The organism is Cellulophaga tyrosinoxydans (genome assembly GCF_900176415.1).
GTDB classification, from domain to species: domain Bacteria; phylum Bacteroidota; class Bacteroidia; order Flavobacteriales; family Flavobacteriaceae; genus Cellulophaga; species Cellulophaga tyrosinoxydans.
In genome coordinates this window covers 126,128-147,622 of record NZ_FWXO01000003.1, presented here as the reverse complement: position 1 = coordinate 147,622, position 21,495 = coordinate 126,128, and the positions used below count along the sequence as shown (strand labels likewise).

The following is a 21,495-nucleotide window of genomic DNA, read 5'->3' as shown; positions in this document are numbered from 1 at the left end:
TTGACCTAATGGTTTAAATAACCTCATGCTACAATTTTTTAAAAAAGCAGTTTATTTTTTAAGTATCACATTTTGCTTTTCGCAAGAACTACCACCTATAAATAATTTTACGCCATTAGCCTATAATGGTGGTAACCAAAATTGGAGTGTTTCTCAGGCAGCCAATAAATACATCTATGTTGGTAATAACTATGGTTTATTGGCCTACGATGGCGCTTTTTGGCAAACCTACTCTTCACCAAACGGATCACAAATTAGATCGGTTAAAGTAATAGATCAGCGAGTATATACGGGTTGCTATATGGAATTTGGGTATTGGCAAAAAGATAATTTTGGCAACCTTAAATATCAATCTTTAGTACCCAAATTAGACATCCCGATGATTGAGGATGAAGAATTTTGGAATATTATACAATTAGATAAATGGGTGCTTTTTCAGTCTTTACAAAGAATCTATGTTTATGACACACAAAATGAATCTTTTAGTATAATAAATTCGGAAAGTGTTCGTGCGCGAATTTTTAATAATAACGGAGCCGTTTATTTTCAAAAATCTAATGAAGGACTTTTTAAAATCGAAAACGGTGTTGCTAAGCTTTTTTCGAACGATTCCGTTTTTAAGGAGAATATTGTTATAGGTTTATTTGATAGTAAATCAGGAAAAATAGCTGTTACCGAAAAAAATGGTTTTTATCTAATTGACAAAAATAGCGTAACCAAATGGCAGATTGCTGCAAATGCAGAGTTACAAGACCTAAACGTTTATAGTAGTATCCAGTTAAAGAACGGTAATTTTATTTTAGGGACTATTTCTGATGGATTGTTATATATAAATTCTTCTGGTGAGCTAATAGAAAAAATAAATCAGCAAAAAGGATTGTTCGATAATACTGTGCATTCAGTTTTTGAAGATGCGGATGGCAATCTATGGTTGGCGCTTAATAACGGAATTAGTGTTATAAATTTGAGTTCTCCATTCAACGAATATCTGGATAAAATTGGCAAATTAGGGGTGGTTTATACCGCAGCTATTTATAAAGACCATTTGTATTTGGGTACCAATCAAGGTTTGTTTTATAAGCTAAAGAATGGCGATGAAGAATTTAAAATCATTGAAAATACGAACGGGCAAGTTTGGTTTTTAAAAGAATTAGAGGGTGTTTTGTTTTGTGGTCATAATGAAGGCACATTTGTTGTGGACAAAAATAAAGCAAAACAGATTTCGACATTTCCGGGTGCTTGGGATATAAAGAAAATCCAGGGGAATGATAATCTTATAATTCAGGGAAATTATAAAGGGCTTAGTATTTTCGAAAAGCAAAATAATCAATGGATTTTTAGAAATAAAATTGCAGGATTTGATATTTCAAGTCGATTTTTTGAGTTTACAAAAAGTAACGAACTAATTGTAAACCATGAATTTAAAGGTGTTTTTAGGCTTGTTTTAGATCAAAATTTCACCAAAGTCCAACAAGTTATCGCAAAGCCAGTAATGGGTTCCGGTGCGAGTTTAGTTTCCTATAATGATGCCATATTATATACCTCAAACAACGGGGTTTTTAAATACAACGAAAAGCTCAAGGACTTTGAACGAGATAGTTTGTTCTCTTCTTTGTTTTTTAAAGATGATGATAGGCCAATTGGTATTATAGTTCCCGATGAACAAAATCGTAAATTATGGGCATTTAGCGATAAGAATATTATTTCCGTAGCTCCTAATAGTTTTAATGGGATTATGGAGGCAAATAAAATAGCGATTCCTAGTTTTTTTAGAAGAAGTATTGGAGTGCAAGGTTTTGAGAACAATACTTTTATTACTGATAAAAAATACCTAATAGGAATCTCCAATGGCTTTATAACATTGGATTTAAATAAAATAAAATCAAAAAAATACACTATTGCTATAAATTCTATTGCTGTACGGAATAGAGACTCTATAAAATATCAGCAAATAGAACTGCAAAACAAGGAAACGGAATTCGGATATAGAAATAACAATATTGCTTTCAAATATAGTGTTCCGAATTATGAAAAGTACGCTGAGGTTAATTACCAATATCAATTATCAGGTACTAATAATACATGGAGTTCATGGTCACAAAATCCAGAAGTATCCTTTGAAAATCTAACTTATGGGGATTATGTTTTTAAAGTAAGATCAAAAATAGGGAATGATTTTAGTGAGAATATTGCCAGTTTTTCATTTCAGATTTTACGTCCATGGTATGCATCGTATATGGCGATTGTGATATATTTTATCACATTTTTGTCTTTGGGGTATGTTGTGCACAGAATGTATAGAAGATACTATCGCAAACAGCAACAACTGCTTTTGAAAGAAAATCAGAAAAAGCTAAAGCGTAAAAAGATAAAAGCTGAAAAGAAAATTATTCAAATTAAGAATGAAAAACTTAGTCAAGAAATTGATAATAAAAGTAGAGAGTTGGCTATTTCAACCATGAGTATAATTAAAAAGAATGAATTTTTAAACACTATAAAATCTCAATTACAAAACAGTAAATCACCAGGTCAAATAAATGCCGTTATAAAAACCATTGATCGTAATATTAATAATGATGATGATTGGAAACTATTTGAAGATGCATTTAATAATGCGGATAAAGAATTCTTAAAAACTATAAAAGAGAGGCACCCAGAACTAACTCCTAATGATTTAAGATTATGTGCTTACCTAAGGCTTAATTTATCATCAAAGGAAATAGCGCCATTACTCAATATTTCAGTTCGTAGTGTTGAGGTAAAACGTTATCGATTAAGAAAAAAAATAGATTTGCCACACGAAAATAGTCTAACGGACTATATCATAAATTTGTAATACATATACAAAGTTTATTTTTACCACAACATTGCCCATACAAAAACAGTTTTTGGGGTATTTCTAAGTACTGCTAAGTTTCACCCAATAATGTTCATTTCTACTGATTTATATACGTATATGGTATTTTTAAGTTGTTAAAAATGTCATATGTATATTTTTTGTTGTGGTATTTTATTTAATTCTCAGTTTAATTAACGATAAATTGTGATTTCTAAAACACAACATATGAAACACATAATTTTGTTGCTCTCAACAATATTTTTCACCACAATATCTTGGTCACAAGAATTCACTATTAATGGAAATGTAAAAGACTCCAATATTAATGATGTTTTGCCTGGGGTAAATGTGGTTGTGAAAAATCAAACTAGAGGAACTACATCAGACTTTGATGGGAATTTTACATTGGATAAGATTAAAGTCGGCGATGTATTGGTTTTTTCTTATATAGGTTATACTACTAAAGAGATTGCTATTAAAAACGCTAATTTCTTAAACCTCACATTAGATGAAGATGTAAGTGCTTTAAGCGAAGTTGTAGTGGTTGGTTATGGTACCCAAACTAAGAAAGAAATTACTGGAGCAGTTTCGGTGATAGGAGCTGAAACTATCGAAGATTTAAATCCTACAAGAATTGAGCAAGCATTACAGGGTCAGGTTGCAGGTGTACAAATTACATCAGAATCTGGTTCTCCTGGTAGTGGTTCTTCAATAAGAATTCGTGGAATTTCTACTAATGGCGACGCACGTCCTTTAATATTAGTAGATGGTAATGTTATTGAGGATTTAAGTGTTGTGAACCCTGGAGATATCGAAAGTATAAATGTTTTAAAGGATGCAACTGCGGGTATTTATGGAGTAAGAGCCGCAAATGGGGTAATTTTAATTACTACCAAATCAGGGAAAAGAAATACCGATTTAAAATTTAGTTATGATATGTATGCTGGTTTTCAGGAAACGTCCAGAAAAATACCAGTATTAAATGCTACCGAATATGCCATTATAATTAACGAAGCATATGCTGCAGGTGGGCAAACCGCGCCTTATCCCAATGTAGCTAATTTAGGGACAGGAACAGATTGGCAAGATGAAGTTTTTCAAAAAGCTCCAGTAATTAACCATAACCTTACCATAAGCGGAGGTACCGATAAATCTTCCTATGCATTTAGTACTTCATTATTAACTCAAGATGGTATAGTTGGTGGTAATAAAGCAAATTTTAAAAGATTTACAAGTAGAATAAATTTTGATACAGATGTATTTAAAAATTTAAAACTAACAACAAATTTAATATATACCGGAACTAATAAAAAAGGTCTTAATGAAGGCGGCTTGGGTTCAGTATTATTTAATTCTATAAACAATTCACCTACGCTAGCAGTGAAAGATGCTAATGGAAATTACACGTTATCGGAAGGACTCGGTAATGAAGTTGTAAACCCATTGGCACAAATTGAAAATACCTTTAATTCTACTGTAGTGGATAAGCTTAGTGGCGTTTTAGGCTTAAAATATTCATTTTTAAATGATTTTACTTTTCAAACTAATTATCAATTTAATTATGCTGAGGTGCAAGGAAGATATTTTTCTCCACTAGCTTTTTATGGTTCAGGGAAAGTTTTTAATAATGAAGACAGACCTTCTTTATCTGTCAATAAAGATATTTTTAGAGATTACACTTGGGATACGTTTATAAATTATGATAAAACATTCAATGAAAATCATAATTTTAGTGCCACATTAGGGATGTCCGTTTTTAAAACAACCGGATTATTTTCAGGGAGCACTCAAGGATTTTTTACTGAAGAAATAGACTTCGCTAGTGCAGAAATTGAAAATACCGTTGATCAAAGAAATGGATTAAAGTTAAGTGGCGCCGCAGATAGGTTCGATGAACGCTTATTATCCTATTTCACAAGATTACAATACAATTACAAGGGCAAGTACTTGTTGTCTGGAGTTCTAAGAAGAGACGGTTCTACCAAATTTGGACCTAACAACAGATTTGGATATTTTCCTTCTGGTTCTTTAGGTTGGGTGGTTTCTGATGAAAACTTTTTAGTAGATAGTAAAACAATAAACTTTTTAAAGCTTAGAGCTAGTTACGGTATTTTAGGTAATGACCGTATTGCATCTAATGCCTTTAGAGGCTTATTAAATGGTGAAGCTGCGTATGTTTTAAATAATCAATTGGTTTTTGGTAGATCGGTAGGTATTCTTCCGAATCCAGAAATACAATGGGAGCAGCAAGAAACTCTTGATATTGGTATAGATTTAAAGCTATTTGATAATAAGATAGATATTACTGCAGATTATTTTAAGAAAACTACTAACGAATTATTATTGCAGCCACCAGCATCAGGAATATTAGGTGTGTCTGCTCCTGGTTCATCTTCTCCAGTTGTAAATGGAGGAACTGTGGAAAACACCGGATTCGAATTCGCGATAGGATATAAAAAATATTTTTCAGACGACTTTAATATCGGAATAAATTATAATATAACCTTTTTAGAAAATAAGGCTATAGCAGTAAATAATGGCTTAGGTTTTATTGCTGGAGGTGGTTTTGGAGTGGGTCAAGATTTACCATCTAGATTTGAAGAAGGTAAACCTTTGGGATACTTTTTTGGACTACAAACAGATGGCATTTTTCAGAATCAAGACGAAATAGAAGATCATGCTATACAAGCAAATGCTGCTCCTGGTGATTTACGTTTTGTAGATACCAATGAAGATGGCGTTATCGATGCTGATGATCGTGTGGATATTGGTAATCCAATTCCAGATGCGACCATGGGTCTTAACTTAACTTTTAACTATAAAAATTGGGATTTTAATTCCTATGCATTTGCTTCTGTGGGGAATGATATTGTTCGTAATTATGAGCGTGTTCAACCTTTAGTAAACAAGTCGGTTTACACCTTAAATAGGTGGACAGGTGAAGGAACTTCTAACAAGGTTCCTAGAGTAACAACAGGAGCAACGGGTAACAATCAGTTTTCAGATTATTTCGTAGAAGACGGTTCTTTTATTAGAATACAAAATATCCAATTAGGCTATTCACTGCCAATGAAGGTTGTTGATCGTTTTGGAATGTCTAAACTTCGTTTTTATCTGTCAGCAAATAACCTATTAACCTTAACAAAATATAGAGGTTACGACCCAAGTGCTTCATCAGGAAGTCCAATAGGCGCAGGAATAGATTATGGATTTTACCCAGTGCCAAGAACCTATTTATTAGGAATTAACTTAAAATTTTAATGCTATGAAAATGAAAAATAACACCATAAAATATACACTTCTCTTTTTGTTTTCTGCACTTGTTACTAATTCATGTAGTGATGATTTTGTTAATGTAGAATCATTTGATGAAAATTCTGAAAATTACTTTAATTCAGAAGAAGATTATCAAGCTGCCTTAATCGGAGCTTATGATTTGCTACAATCTACTTACTTGAATGTAATGTTAGGCGAAATTGCTTCGGATAATACGCTAGCTGGTGGTGAGAGTGCTACTGATGTGCCTGGAATACAGGAAGTTGATAATATGACACATACACCATTAAATGACCAACTTCGAGATATTTGGGGATGGATGTTTGCAGGTGTAAATAGAGCCAATTATATTCTTGAATTTAAAGATAAAACCGATTTTTCTGGCAAGGAACAAGTAATAGCTGAGGCTACTTTTTTAAGAGCTTATTATTATTTTGAATTGGTAAAATGGTTTGGAGATGTTCCTTTGGCTGTTGATAAACGTTTGCTTTTTGGTGATCAAAATACCATTGAACGCACGCCAAAAGCACAAGTATATGCGCAAATAGAAATCGATTTACAATTTGCGGCTGATAATCTTCCTTATGTTCAAACAGAAGTTGGTCGTGTTACTAAAGGTGCCGCTTTAGCGCTATTAGGGAAAGCATATTTATATCAAAATAAATTTTCAGAAGCAGCTGATGTTTTTGATGAATTAATTGATGAAGGCCCTTATGATTTATTGACGGATTATACCACCATGTTCGAAAACGATAATGAAAATAATATAGAATCTGTTTTCGAAGTACAATATACAGATATTGAAGGTGCTGGTTTTGGTTGCTTGCAATGTAGTGAGGGTAATGTTGCTGTTGGTTTTAATGGTATTAGAAATTACTCGGGCCCTTTATTTGAATCAGGTTTTAGCTTTAATGTACCTACTCAAAAAGTAGTAGATGCTTTTGAATCTGGAGATTTAAGAAAAGATACGGCCATTTTGGATATTGTAGCTTGGGCTGCTCAAAACAGTGATGTCGCCTATGTTGAAGGGTATGAACACACAGGGTATTACAACAGAAAGTATATCTCGCGTAAGGGCGATTTAAACACTGGTGATGCCAACTTAACAAATCCAAATAATTATAGATCTATTCGCTTTGCAGATGTTTTATTAATGGCTGCTGAGGCGCATAATAGAAAATCTCCTAGCAACGATGCTCAAGCATTACTTTATATAAACAGAGTAAGGAATCGTGCCTTTGGCGATACAGATCATGAATTAGCGGTAACGGGTGCAGCCTTAACCGATGCAATAGCTCTTGAAAGGCAAGTAGAATTAGTAGGTGAAGGCCACAGATTTTTTGATTTGGTTAGAACTGGTAGAGCTGTGCAAGAAATAACAGGATTTACATCAGGAAAAAATGAAGTATTTCCAATACCATCCATAGAAATAGAATTAGCAGGTAATCGTTGGAATCAAAATCCTGGATATTAATAAAACTAAACTCAAGACAAATGAAACATATGAAAAAATTACTAGTGTTTTTTATAGCAATAGGCTTGCTAGGTTCCTGCGAAAAGGAAGAAACATCATACGCGCTACAAGAGGTATCTGCTCCATCAAATTTAAAATCTATTTTTGATATATCACAAGATGATACAGGTACAGTAACCGTTACACCAACGTCTGTTGGCGCTACAGCTTACGAAATATACTTTGGAGACGTAGCTGATGAAATAGCAACAAAATCTGCTCCTGGAGAATCTATTTCTCATGTATATGCAGAGGGTGAATATACCTTGCGTATTGTTGCCATTGGATTAACTGGATTAACAAGCGAATTAAGTAGAGTTGTAGTAATATCGTTTACTCCTCCAACAGATTTAACAGCAGAAATTGATGTTACCCCAACTAATCCATTTGAAATAACGGTAACTCCAAATGCAAATAATGTAACTGTTTATGATATTTATTTTGGTGATGTAGAGAACGAAGAGCCCACTACCATTATGGCGAGTGAATTTGTAAAGCACTCTTATGCAGAGGCTGGAGAATATACTGTGCGCATTGTAGCTCGTGGAGCTGGTTCAGCTACTATCGAAATTACTGAAACAGTAATTATTTCTGGTGCATCAGACCCAATAGTACTTCCAATAACTTTTGATAATGCAGCTATTAATTATGCATTCGAAACTTTTAATGGAGCATCATTTGAAGTGGTAGATAACCCTGCGTTTACAGGTGCAAATACCGAAGCTTCTAAAGTTGGAGCAATCACAAATTCAGGAGCAAATTGGGAAGGTGGTACTTTTACCTTAGGTACACCTGTGGATTTCAGTGGTACTAATAAAACGATAACTATGAAGTTTTGGTCAGATGTAGCACTGCCTGTATTATTAAAATTTGAAGGCGGCGTAAATGGAGAGCGTCAAAATGAAGTTGTTGCTACACACGGAGGAACTGGATGGGAAGAGTTATCTTTTAATTTCGCCACAGATGCAGTTAAAAGTTATATAGATGGTTCTCAAGGAGTAGGAGAGGCTTTTGTTCCGACAGGGCAATATGCCACAATGGTTATTTTTGTGGATGGGCCTGGGAATACCGCAGGTACATTTTATATAGATGATATAGTGAAAGAAGCGGCTGCAACTTTGCCTTTAGAACTTCCAATTACTTTCGATATATCCTCAGTAGATTATGCTTTTGGAACATTTAATGGCGCACAATATGAAGTAGTAGATAACCCAAGTTTGACAGGAGTAAATACAGTAGCATCAAAAGTTGGTGCAATAATTAATTCTGGTGGTGCTTATGAAGGTGGAGCATTTAATTTAGGTGTGCCAGTAGATTTTTCAAATAGTAATAAAACAATCACTATGAAATTTTGGTCAAATGTTGTGGTTCCAATACTACTTAAATTTGAAGGTGGAGTTAATGGGGAACGTCAAAATGAAGTAGTTGTAACACATGGTGGAACAGGTTGGGAGAACTTGAGCTTTGATTTTGCCACTAATGCAACTAAAAGTTATATAGATGGTAGTCAAGGAGTAGGAGAGGCTTTTGTTCCAACGGGGCAATATGCTACAATGGTTATTTTTGTGGATGGGCCTGGGAATACCGCAGGTACCTTTTATATGGATGATATAGTTTTAGGGTCTGGTGGTTCTACAGGAGGTACAGGTAAAACAACTTTTCCAGTAAATTTTGAATCTCCAACAGGAGGAGCAAGCTCTTTATGGAATATTTTTGAAAATGTGGACAATCCTGCATTAGAAATAGTTTCCAACCCAGATGCATCTGGAGTAAACACATCAGCAACTGTTGCTAAATTTACAGCAAGACAAGCAGGGCAATCATGGGCAGGTACTGAAACCCCTTTACAAACTCCTTTTACTTTAAGTGCCACAAACAGTACGGTAAAAATTAAAGTATGGAAATCTGTAATTAGTGATGTAGGAATCAAGTTTGCAAATGGCGCAGGAGGCTCAACAGGAGAGATTAAAGTGCCTAACACTAAAACCAATGAATGGGAAGAATTAACATTTGATTTTTCAGGGGTAATTGGTGATCCAAATAATACCAATATTGAGTTTTTAGTGGTGTTCCCAGATTTTAATGCGAGAACCGGAGAAACTGTTTCTTATTTTGATGCCATTACTTTAAATGCCGCTGGCGGTAGTACAGGAGCAACTGCACCTACAACAGCAGCACCTACTCCTTCGGTTTCTGCAGCAAATGTAATATCTATGTTTAGTGATGCTTACACCAACGTAGCAGTAGACACATGGAGAACAGACTGGTCACAAGCCAATCTCGAAGATGTAATGATAGCTGGTAATGCCACTAAAAAATACGGTGCTTTAGATTTTGTAGGTATTGAAACAACTACAACGACCATCGATGCTAGTGGAATGACGCATTTTCATACAGATGTTTGGTCTGCAGATTTTGATTCATTTAGTATAAAGTTAGTCGATTTTGGTGCCAATGGGGTTTATGATGGTGGTGGAGACGATGTAGAACATCAAATAAATATAACTGCTCCTGCCAAAGGGCAATGGGTAAGTTTAGATATTCCATTATCAGATTTTACTGGATTAACTACAAGAGGACATATTGCTCAATTGATTTATGTGGGGACCCCAACAGGAGCAAATACGGTATATGTAGACAATGTATATTTTCATAATTAAAAAATAGATCTATGAATTTTTTTCAAAATATATCATTCGTTTTTCTAACCTTACTAATGTTCATTAGTTGTCAGGAAAAGGAACCTATTTTACCTACTATTTTAGAACCAACTAATTTAGTGGTAGATGTAGAAATTGTAGGCGCTGATGCTGCTAATCCGTTTGGAGATGGTAGTGGTGTTGTAAATTTTACAGCATTTGCTGATAATGCTATTAGCTATCAATTTATAAACAATAATGTTACCACCGTTGCTCCGAATGGTGAGGCATCTTATAGTTTTAGTACTACAGGCGTCAATACTTATACCATAATGGTGATCGCTACTGGAGCAGGAGGCATTACGAATAGTCAATTAATTGAAGTTGAGGTTTTCGCATCTTACGAAGCTCCTGAAGATCTTTTGCAAATGTTAGTTGCTGATGGCAGTAGAACTTGGAGAATTAAGTCTGAAGCTAACGGTCATTTTGGTTTAGGACCAGTTGGTGGAAATATACCAACAGAATGGTACGGAGCGGCGGCAAATGAAAAATCGGCTACAGGAATGTATGATGATCGGTATATTTTTAATGCAGATGGTAGTTTTACGTTTATTACTAACAGCGTAAATGATGCCAATGGGGTTGACCCTTCAGGTACCGTTTTTGGTCGTGTTAATTTAATTAATGAATTAGGTGCTCATAATGAAACTCCAAATGGAGCAGATATAGAAAATTATCCTTTAAATGATTTTACAAGTCAATGGTCACTAAGTGCGCCAGATGGTCTTGAAACACTAACCTTGTCAGGAACTGCATTTTTAGGGTATTACACTGGAGGTAACCATCAATACCAGATATTTAGCAGATCTGCAAATGAAATGGTTTTAAGAACTGTAGATGGTAATACTGAGTTTACCTGGTGGTTTATATTAATAGCAGATGACGCTGGTACTCCAGAGCCTCCAACAGTTGATGTTACCTATTCCAATTTAATTTGGTCTGATGAATTTGATACAAACGGCGCACCTAATGCTGCCAATTGGACCTATGATATTGGCACAGGAACAAACGGATGGGGAAATAATGAATCACAATATTACACCAACAGAGCGGATAATGTAATTGTGGAAGATGGCATGCTTAAAATTATAGCTAAACAAGAAAACTTTAGTGGAAGTAGTTATACCTCGGCCAGACTAAAAACTCAGGGCTTATTCGATTTTACTTATGGTCGTGTGGATATACGGGCCAAATTACCAGAAGGTGGTGGTACATGGCCTGCGTTATGGATGTTGGGATCAAATTTTGAAACAGTTAGCTGGCCTGCTTGTGGAGAATTAGATATTATGGAGCATGTTGGTAATAATCAAAATGTGGTTCAGGCTGCTATTCATACGCCTTCAAGTTTTGGAAATACTACTAATAAAGGAGAAGTTACCGTGAGTAATGTTTCATCAGAATTTCATGTGTATTCTATTAACTGGTCGGCTAATGAAATTTCATTTTTAGTGGACGATGAAATATATTACACGTATAATCCAGCAACAAAAGATAGTCAAACATGGCCTTTTAACGCGGATCAATTTTTAATCATGAATATTGCAATGGGTGGCAATTTAGGTGGCGCTATAGATAGTGCCTTCTCTCAGTCCACAATGGAGATCGATTACGTAAGAGTTTATCAATAAATTGAGTTGAGCATAAAGGAGTGAGTAAGATGTAATGAATCTTAATTGCTCCTTTTTAATTTGCTTATATTTGAAATTGCTTGCAACTAGAACCAAACTTTTTTAAAATGAAATTGAAATTAATTATTTGTGTTGGATTGTTCTTAAACCTAGGTAACAGTCAAGTTTCGAAGAACAGTTTAGATCAGAAGGTAGACTCGCTTTTAAATCTAATGACGCTTCAAGAAAAAATTGGGCAAATGAACCAGTATAACGGTTTTTGGAATGTTACTGGTCCTGCGCCAACAAATGGAGATGCAGCAAACAAATACGCCCATTTAAAATCAGGTTTGGTAGGTTCTATGTTGAATGTACGCGGAGTAGCTGAAGTCAGAAAAGTGCAAAAAATTGCAGTTGAAGAAACTCGATTAGGTATTCCTTTAATTATTGGTTTTGATGTAATTCATGGTTATAAAACACTGAGTCCAATTCCACTGGCAGAAGCTGCAAGTTGGGATATGGAAGCTATTCGCAAGTCTGCAGAAGTAGCTGCGGCCGAAAGTGCTGCAAGTGGAATAAATTGGACCTTTGCTCCAATGGTAGATATATCTCGAGATGCAAGATGGGGGCGGGTTATGGAAGGTGCTGGTGAAGATCCCTATTTAGGAAGTAGAATTGCCTACGCTCGTGTAAAAGGTTTTCAAGGAGATGATTTAACATTGCCACATACCATTGCAGCATGTGCAAAACATTTTGCAGGTTATGGATTTTCAGAATCAGGAAGAGATTATAATACTGTTGATGTTGGTACTTCTACACTTTACAATACTATTTTTCCTCCTTTTCAGGCGGCAATTAAAGCAGACGTGAAAACATTTATGAATGCCTTTAATGAATTAAACGGAATTCCAGCAACAGGAAACTCTTTTCTTCAGCGTGATGTTTTGAAAAAGGAATGGAATTATAATGGCTTTGTTGTTTCTGATTGGGGGTCTATTGGTGAAATGATTAACCATGGTTATGCTAAAGATGGGAAACAGGCTGCTAGTATTGCAGTAAATGCTGGTTCTGATATGGACATGGAATCATACGTGTATGTAAAATATTTAGAGGAGTTAATTGACGAAGGCAAGGTCGATGTTAAATTAATTAATGATGCTGTAAAACGAATTTTAAGATTAAAATTTGAATTAGGTTTATTTGATGATCCTTATAAATATTGCAATGAAGAACGAGAAAATGCAGTTATTGGAAGCAAAGAAAATAATGAAGCAGTTCTTGATGTTGCTAAAAAATCTATAGTTCTCTTAAAAAATAAGGGTTCGTTATTGCCATTAAAGAAAAGTGGTTTAAAAATAGCATTAATTGGTCCTTTGGCAGCAGATAAAAATAGTCCTTTAGGAAGTTGGCGTATTGCAGGAGATGATAATACGGCTGTTTCCGTTTTAGAAGGATTACAAAAATATTCAGGCAATATTTTAACCCACCAAAAAGGAGTGGAATTAACTATTGGTAAAAATGCATTTATTACAGAAACAAAAATAAATACTACCAACCGAAAAGGAATAAAAGAAGCAGTAGAAGCTGCTAAAAATAAAGATGTAGTAGTAATGGTATTAGGTGAGTATGGCTTTCAAACAGGCGAAGCACGGAGTAGAACATCTTTAGATTTACCTGGCTTACAAGATGAGCTCTTAAAAGCAGTATATGCCGTGAATAAAAACATAGTTTTGGTTTTAATGAATGGTAGGCCTTTAACTATTAATTGGGCAAATGAAAATATTCCAACCATAGTTGAAGCATGGCATTTGGGAACTCAAAGTGGGAATGCTATTGCTGAGGTACTTTATGGTGATTATAATCCGAGTGGTAAATTACCAATGACTTTCCCTAAAAGTGTTGGTCAAATTCCAATTTACTATAACTATAAAAATACAGGAAGACCTACAAATCCAGGAAATGATATTGTTTTTTGGTCGCATTATAGCGATGAAAGTAATGAACCATTGTACCCATTTGGTCACGGCATGAGTTATGCGAATTTTGAATATAGTAATCTTATATTAGGTGCTACATCAATAAAAAATATAGATACTTTAACTGTCTCTTTTACCTTGAAGAATACTAGTAAATATGAAGGAAAAGAGGTGGTGCAATTATATATAAGAGATTTGGTGGGTAGTGTTACCAGACCGGTAAAAGAACTTAAAGATTTTAAAATGGTAAACTTGAAACCTAATGAATCACAAGAAGTAACCTTCGAAATTTCAAAAGAAACGCTTCAGTTTTATACGGCTAATAATAAGTGGGAAGTTGAACCAGGGGATTTTAAAGTTTTTATAGGTGGAAGTTCAAAAACTACACTTGAAGCCGATTTTTCTGTAACCGAATAATAGCATGAAGTTTAATACCATAGTAAAAGCATTCACCATATTTCTTATTTGTGTTGGTTGCAAATCTAAATCTACGCTAATTTGGGAAGATAATTTTGATGGCACCACTTTGAATGAAAAGTATTGGAATTTTGAATTAGGTGATGGTTGCCCAAATTTATGTGGTTGGGGAAATAATGAAAAACAGATTTATACAAAAACCAACCATGAATTAAAGGATGGATTTTTGCATATAAATATTAAAAAAGGAGCTAATAATTATTCTTCTACACGTATAACAACCAAGGGCAAGAAAGAGTTTAAATACGGTAGCATTGAAGCGCGTGCAAAATTGCCATTAGCGAAGGGTTTATGGCCTGCATTTTGGATGTTAGGGAGTAATATTTCTGAAGTAGGTTGGCCTCGTTCAGGGGAAATAGATATTTTAGAATATATTGGTAGAAAGCCAAATACCGTTTTTAATACCTTACATTTTCAAGAACAGTTTGGCGATAAGGCCTATACTAAAACAACTGAAATAATAGGAATAGAAGAAGGTTTTCATGTGTATGCAGTAAACTGGAGTCCAGATAAGATATCGTTTTTTGTAGATGGAAAAGAATTATTTAGTTATAATCCCACTCTTAAAAATAAAAATAACTGGCCTTTTGACCAGCCTTTCTATGTTATTTTAAACACTGCGGTAGGAGGTAATTTGGGTGGAAATGATATTGATGACCATCTCTTTCCGCAAAAATTTATAATAGACTATGTTCGTGTATATTCTCACTAATTCGTAATTAGATTAATGAGGTAACTTACCTTTTAAAAGACCATAAACAAAAGTGCCTAATGTTGCCGCCGCAATAACAATTAGCATGCTAAACACACCTGTGCCTAAAAGAATGTACATAGGTCCAGGGCATGCCCCAGCTAAGGCCCAACCTAAACCGAATATAGCACCTCCAATAATATTTGCTGTGTAATTTTTTTCTTTTTCAGGCAATTGGATAGTTTGCCCTTCAGTACTTTTAACGTTTAGTCTTCTAATAAGCCATAGAGACAAAGCACCTAACACAACTGCGGATCCGATGATTCCATACATATGAAAAGATTGAAATTTGAACATTTCAAAAATACGGTACCAAGAAACAGCTTCAGATTTTACTAATACAATCCCGAAAAATATACCTACGAATAAAAATTTTAAAAACTTCATACTTAAAATATTAAGGGGATTAGAAAATAGGTCATGATTATGCCTCCAATAAAAAAGCCAACAACGGCAATTAAGGAAGGTAATTGTAAATTACTCAACCCAGTAATGGCATGACCAGAAGTACATCCGCCCGCATATCTAGTTCCAAAACCAACCAAGAAACCAGCAATTGTTAGTATTGAAATACCTTTTAAAGTTAAAATACTGTCCCAGCTATAAATTTCTGAAGGTAAGAGTGATGCTCCAACGTTTTCAAACCCTAAAGAATTTAAATCAGAAACTGTTTCTGGGTTCAATTGTATAGGTGATCCATCAGACAAAAAATGCACAGCTATAAATCCACCAATAATTGCTCCCAAAACAACGGTTAAATTCCATCGTTGCGCTTTCCAATCAAACTTAAAAAAATCAGCATATTTTCCTGCCCCACCAATAGCACAGAAAGTTCTTAGGTTAGATGACATTCCAAAGGTTTTACCAAATAGAACTAGTATTAGCATTGTTAGGGTAATTAGTGGGCCAGAAACATACCACGGCCAAGGTTTTAATATAAAATCCATTTAAAATAATTTTCAGCAAAAATATAAGAAACAGCCATTAATTGGTCATGATATTTTAGTTTTCTAAATCTCAATAGTTGCATTTATAGATTTTCGATAAATAATATTAGTTTCAATTATTTGTGTTGTATAGCTTTCTTTTGAATTATTTTCTATTCTTTTAATTAAATTAGCGGCAGAAATTTTACCTAATTCGGTTTCATTTTGATTGACGATGGTGAGTGGAGGATTGCTATTTCTTGATAAAATACCATCTGTAAAACCTATAATGGAAATGTCACCTGGGATTTTAAAGCCTTTGGAAATAGCTATATTCATGGAAAATATTGCTGAAAGTTCGTCTGAAGTAATAATGCCATCTACCTTCTTTTTTGATAAAATATTTTCTATATCTTCCCTAGCTTGTGAATAATCCGTAAAGTTATAAATAAGCGGTGCTACAGTACCATTAAAAAAGTCAGTTATTGCTTGTGTATAACCATTTGCTCTTTCCAAACCAACATTTGTATCAGAAATAGGCGAAATAAAGATTACTATTCTGCAGGACGAATGCAACAATACTTTTGTAGCATTATAAGCGGCATCAAAATCATTAATTATTACTTTATCGCAGTGGATTTTATTTGAGGTTCTATCAAACATAAGTACTGGTAGGCCGTTGTTTATAACCGATGTAATATGATCGTAATTGCCTTTTGTCTGAGTTTCTTTTGAAAGTGATATTAAAAAACCATCAACACTTCCAGAAGCCAACATTTCCATGCTTTTTACTTCTTTTTTATAAGATTCATCAGAAATACAAGTGATAATATTGTAACCTTTTTTGCTAGCTTCATGCTCAATACCAACTAAAACTTTGGCAAAATAGTGTGTCAATATATTTGGTATAATTACACCAATGGTTTTTGTTTTTTGCGATTTTAAACTTCTTGCAGCTGCATTGGGTCTGTAATTATATAACTTGGCAATGGCAATAATTTTTTTGCGTGTTTCTTCGCTAATTTCTCTATTGCCAGATAAGGCTTTAGAAATGGTTGAAACGGAAAAATTAGATATGACAGCTAACTCTTTTAAAGTAATTTTTTTGTTCATATCTAATGTAATATTTATAGTTTGCTATAATGAATGGTACTAAGTTCTCTCAAACTTTTTGCCGCTTGTTCAGCAGTAATATCCCTTTGCGGATCGGCAAACATTTCATATCCAACCATAAACTTTTTCACCGTTGCAGATCTTAGTAATGGTGGATAAAACGACATGTGAAAATGCCATTCCGGATGATCTTCTCCGTCTGTAGGTGCTTGATGAATTCCCGCAGAATATGGAAAACTTGTATTAAATAAGTTATCGTATTTTATGGTCAATTCTTTTATGATTGCAGCAAAGGAAACTTTTTCATCTTCATTTAACAGTGCAATATTCTGAATATGTCGTTTTGGTATAATCATAGTTTCATAGGGCCATATTGCCCAAAAGGGCACTAATGCAAGGAAATCTTTGTTTTCTACAACGATTCGTTCTTTGGCCTTTAATTCTTGCTCAATGTATTCTAAAAGTATACTTTTTTTGAAGCCTTTCCAATAATTTGCTTGATTTTTAGTCTTTTTTAAAGTTTCTTGAGGAATAGATTCTTGAGCCCATATCTGACCGTGTGGATGTGGGTTACTACATCCCATGGTATCGCCTTTGTTTTCAAAAATTTGAACATGATTTATAAACGGCAATTTACCGAGTTCTAAGTATTCTCTTTGCCATAAAGAAATGACTTCGACAATATCCTTTTCTTCCATAACAGGGAGTGTTAAAGAATGGTCTGGTGAAAAGCAAACAACTTTACAGACACCTTTTTCAGATTTTGCCTGTAAAAGATTATGCTGTAATTCTCCTTCAGGTACTTCGGGCATTAATGCGGCAAAATCATTGATGAAAGAATACGCTTTTTTGTAGTCAGGATTCTTTTTCCCACCCATTCTGGTGTTAGTAGGGCACAAATAGCAATTTTCATCATAAGTGTCTTTTAAAGGTGAAACAGTTTTTTCAACTTTTCCCTGCCAAGGTCTTTTTGTTCTGTGTGGAGAAACCAAAACCCATTCTCCTGTTAAAATATTAAACCTTCTATGTGGATTTTCATTAAACGTATTATCCATTATTTTTGTTTTTTAATAATTGTACCAGAGTCAGGCATTGCTAAATAGGCATCTAGATCTATGTTAAACTTTTTACGATAGGCTTGTGACATTTCTTTTGTATAAGCTTCAACAACATCTTTATGAATTAAATTAATGGTGCAGCCGCCAAAACCACCACCCATCATTCGTGAACCTAAAATAAATTCTTTGTCTCTCGAATAGTCTACAAGAAAATCTAGTTCTGGGCAACTTACTTGATATTTGTGTTGTAGCCCATCATGAGAGCCATACATAAGTTTGCCAAAAAGTACTAAATCATCATTTTTAAGGGCATTAGATGCAGCAATTACGCGATCGTTTTCTTCTATAATATATTCGCATCTGTTGTATATAACTGGATCTATTTTTTGTTTTATTTCATCTAGCATTGGTTTTGTAACATCTCTTAGCGAAGCACTATTTGGATGTTTTTGCTGAATCATTTTTAAGCCTTCTAAACATTCATTCAGCCTGGTATTATACTCACTATCTGCAAGACTATGAGAAATATTGGTATTCAGTAATAACAATTTATAGTCATGGAGATTTAAAGGAATATATTTTGATTCTAAACTCCTGCAATCTAACATGATAACGAATCCAGGTTTGCTCATGACTGAGGCGTACTGGTCCATAATTCCACATTTTGTTCCTACGTAATTATGTTCTGCAGCTCTTGATAACACTACAATATCCTCTTTTGAAAGCCCTAGATCAAATAATGCATTTAAACCAGATGCTAACCCACATTCTAATGCAGCTGAAGAACTTAGTCCTGAGCCAATAGGTAAATTACTTTGTATGATACAATCAAAACCAGCTATTTTAGTTGTTCTATTTAGTAGTTCGTGCATTACTCCCAAAATATAATTTTCCCAGTTTAAAGGGCTTTTAGCTATATTTGTGAGCGAAAATAATAGTGTTTCGTTATTGTTTAAGCTATGAACTTTACATTCAGTTGGTGAGCCATTTTTGCGAAACTTTAATATTATTTTTTTATCAATGGCGGTGGGCATTACAAAACCTAAATTATAATCTGTGTGCTCTCCAATCAAGTTTATTCTGCCTGGCGATTCAACAGTTAAATCTGGTAAAAATTCGTCAATAAAAGTCATAATAGCGGATGATTTTAAAGCAAATATAAAAATAAATGTATATATTACGTTTATTAATTTTTAAAGGATTAATTTTTTTTGGTTTTGAGCGATAAATACAAGCATGGAGAAAAGATTTTAGTAGCAGTGGATTGCATTATTTTTGGATATGATCATGGCACGCTAAAACTTTTGCTTTTTAAAAGATTATTAGAGCCACTTAAAGGAGGTTGGTCTTTAATAGGTAGTTTTATTTTGCCCAACGAATCTGTAGAAGAGGCGGGTAAGCGTGTTTTACATGAAATTACTGGCCTAGATGAAGTTTATATGGAAGAACTAAAATCATATACTGCGGTAGATAGGGATCCAGGGGCTCGTTGTATTTCTATTGGACAATTTGCATTAATTGGTTTAGAAAATGAAGAAACTTTAGAGATTAAAGATGGTGTGCAATGGCATAGTGTTTCTGATTTACCAGAATTGGTATTGGATCATAATCAAATGGTTGTTGATGCTTTGGCTCGCTTAAGAAATCGTGCGCAATACTATCCTATAGGATTAGAATTGTTGCCAAAGAAGTTTACCATACCTCAATTACAAACACTGTATGAAGAGATTTTTCAGAAAAAATTTGATAGTAGAAATTTCAGAAAAAAATTATTGTCTTTAAACATACTAATCCAGTTAAAAGAAAAAGACAAATCTAGCTCCAAAAAAGGTGCCTTTTTATATGAGTTTGATTATACTAAATATAGAAAACTAAAAAATAAAGGCTTCAAATTTTCTTTGATTTAATTGGTGTTTAATAATTCAAATAATAAATTTCTGCACTTATTATTTTGTTCATCAATATATATTAATAGGATGTCTCTATCTCTCCATGGCATTCCTTTCTAAGTTCAAAATTTTCAATATTATTTATTTGAATTTATGTATTATTTATAGTTTTTATATTCCAGTTAGTTAGGCCAAAACTTACTAACTTTTACTAAAACGATTATAACTCGTAATCTTAGTTACATTTATTAAATATAATAATAGTATTAAGGTCGTCTTTAAAAGGTAAGTACAGAAATTATTTTTTGTATTTCGGAATAAATTTATATTTTTGGCACATACCAGAACAGACCAGTACGGATTGTAATTATGCAAAATAACTTTAGTTTTTTTATTGATCATGATAGCGATATCCCAAAATATCAGCAAATTGTTGATAAAATTAACCAATCAGTGGCTAAAGATATCTTGGCAGTTGGTGATGCGATACCGTCTGTGAACAGTGTGTGTCAAGAACACAAACTTTCTAGAGATACCGTTTTTAAAGCTTATACAATTTTGAAAGAGAATGGAGTAATAAAGTCTGTTCCTAACAAGGGGTATTATATTGCTAGTAAAAACAGAAAAGTACTTCTGGTATTAGACACCTTTAAAGCATATAAAGAAGTGCTATATCATTCTTTCGTAAATGAAATGGAAAATGATATCATCACAGATGTGCAATTTCATCATTATAATATTGACAATTTTAAGACCATAATAAATAATAGTCTTGGTAAGTATTACAAATATGTGGTTATGGGTTTTGATCATAAATTGGTGTCTAAAACCTTAGCTAAAATACCTAATGAAGATTTATTATTAATAGATTGGAATATACATGCACGTAGTGACAATAATTACGTATTTCAAGATTTTGGTAAATCGTTTTATGCCGCGCTAGAAAGTGTGACAACATCGTTTAGAAACTATAGAGAGCTTCACTTTTTATATCCAAATTACACAAATCATCCTAAAGAAACGCTAGAATATTTTGATAAATATTGTAAAGATTATGGTTTTGTAAGTGTTATAAAAATGAACCCTAAGGAGTATGTTATTGAAAAAGGGATAGCTTATTTAAGTGTTAGCGATCGTGTGTTAGGTACTTTTTTAGAACAGTGTAGAGCCAAAAATTTAGAACCAGGTGTGGACGTTGGTTTTTTGTCTTACAACGATACACCAATGAAAAAATTCATTTATAAAGGTATTACTGTGGTTTCTACCGATTTTAACCAGTTAGGTGTTAGTGCAGCGAAGTTTATTAATTCAGATAAGCCTATTCAGGTTTACGTACCTACGAAAATAATTTTAAGAGATTCATTATAACAT

Annotated in this window: 14 protein-coding genes; 9 read left to right on the top strand and 5 right to left on the bottom strand. The window is 33.7% G+C overall.

Features of this window, described 5'->3' with window-relative positions:
• The first annotated feature begins 25 nt into the window (after positions 1-25).
• From B8963_RS10185 to B8963_RS10155, 7 genes are all read left to right on the top strand, one after another.
• On the top strand, positions 26-2,836 hold the full coding sequence (locus B8963_RS10185) for a helix-turn-helix and ligand-binding sensor domain-containing protein (protein ID WP_084061419.1): 2,811 nt from the start codon (positions 26-28) through the stop codon (positions 2,834-2,836).
• Positions 2,837-3,064: 228 nt separating this feature from the next.
• Positions 3,065-6,100 (top strand): SusC/RagA family TonB-linked outer membrane protein, encoded by a 3,036-nt coding sequence (locus B8963_RS10180; RefSeq protein WP_084061418.1) that lies wholly within the window; start codon positions 3,065-3,067, stop codon positions 6,098-6,100.
• A gap of 4 nt (positions 6,101-6,104) precedes the next feature.
• The gene (locus B8963_RS10175) at positions 6,105-7,589 is read left to right on the top strand and encodes a RagB/SusD family nutrient uptake outer membrane protein (RefSeq protein ID WP_143312512.1); all 1,485 of its coding nucleotides are present in this window, start codon (positions 6,105-6,107) and stop codon (positions 7,587-7,589) included.
• A 29-nt stretch (positions 7,590-7,618) separates the two neighbouring features.
• Positions 7,619-10,288 carry a PKD domain-containing protein gene (locus tag B8963_RS10170; protein WP_084061417.1) on the top strand — a complete coding sequence of 890 codons (2,670 nt, stop codon included), beginning with the start codon at positions 7,619-7,621 and terminating at the stop codon, positions 10,286-10,288.
• Positions 10,289-10,299: 11 nt separating this feature from the next.
• Positions 10,300-11,955, top strand: a complete 1,656-nt coding sequence (locus B8963_RS10165; RefSeq protein WP_084061416.1) for a glycoside hydrolase family 16 protein — start codon at positions 10,300-10,302, stop codon at positions 11,953-11,955.
• Between the two features lie 107 nt (positions 11,956-12,062).
• Positions 12,063-14,327, top strand: a complete 2,265-nt coding sequence (bglX, locus tag B8963_RS10160; RefSeq protein ID WP_084061666.1) for a beta-glucosidase BglX — start codon at positions 12,063-12,065, stop codon at positions 14,325-14,327.
• A gap of 4 nt (positions 14,328-14,331) precedes the next feature.
• Positions 14,332-15,099: a glycoside hydrolase family 16 protein gene (locus B8963_RS10155; protein ID WP_084061415.1), complete on the top strand. Its 768-nt coding sequence runs from the start codon at positions 14,332-14,334 to the stop codon at positions 15,097-15,099.
• 12 nt (positions 15,100-15,111) lie between these two features.
• Here the strand turns inward: B8963_RS10155 and B8963_RS10150 are convergent, their stop codons facing one another.
• From B8963_RS10150 to galK, 5 genes are all read right to left on the bottom strand, one after another.
• On the bottom strand, positions 15,112-15,525 hold the full coding sequence (locus tag B8963_RS10150; RefSeq protein ID WP_084061414.1) for a DUF6691 family protein: 414 nt from the start codon (positions 15,523-15,525) through the stop codon (positions 15,112-15,114).
• 2 nt (positions 15,526-15,527) lie between these two features.
• Positions 15,528-16,085, bottom strand: coding sequence for a YeeE/YedE family protein (locus tag B8963_RS10145; RefSeq protein WP_084061413.1), 558 nt, complete (start codon positions 16,083-16,085; stop codon positions 15,528-15,530).
• Positions 16,086-16,148: 63 nt separating this feature from the next.
• On the bottom strand, positions 16,149-17,177 hold the full coding sequence (locus B8963_RS10140; protein ID WP_084061412.1) for a LacI family DNA-binding transcriptional regulator: 1,029 nt from the start codon (positions 17,175-17,177) through the stop codon (positions 16,149-16,151).
• Between the two features lie 14 nt (positions 17,178-17,191).
• Positions 17,192-18,232, bottom strand: a complete 1,041-nt coding sequence (locus tag B8963_RS10135; protein WP_084061411.1) for a UDP-glucose--hexose-1-phosphate uridylyltransferase — start codon at positions 18,230-18,232, stop codon at positions 17,192-17,194.
• Positions 18,232-19,368: a galactokinase gene (galK, locus tag B8963_RS10130; protein WP_084061410.1), complete on the bottom strand. Its 1,137-nt coding sequence runs from the start codon at positions 19,366-19,368 to the stop codon at positions 18,232-18,234. Before galK ends, B8963_RS10135 begins: the two co-directional genes overlap by 1 nt.
• Before the next feature lie 84 nt (positions 19,369-19,452).
• On the opposite strand from galK, the gene B8963_RS10125 reads away from it, so the two are divergent.
• Both B8963_RS10125 and B8963_RS10120 read left to right on the top strand, forming a co-directional pair.
• Positions 19,453-20,142, top strand: a complete 690-nt coding sequence (locus B8963_RS10125; protein ID WP_234989652.1) for an NUDIX hydrolase — start codon at positions 19,453-19,455, stop codon at positions 20,140-20,142.
• A 351-nt stretch (positions 20,143-20,493) separates the two neighbouring features.
• Positions 20,494-21,492 carry a GntR family transcriptional regulator gene (locus B8963_RS10120; RefSeq protein ID WP_143312511.1) on the top strand — a complete coding sequence of 333 codons (999 nt, stop codon included), beginning with the start codon at positions 20,494-20,496 and terminating at the stop codon, positions 21,490-21,492.
• The last annotated feature ends 3 nt before the right edge of the window (positions 21,493-21,495 follow it).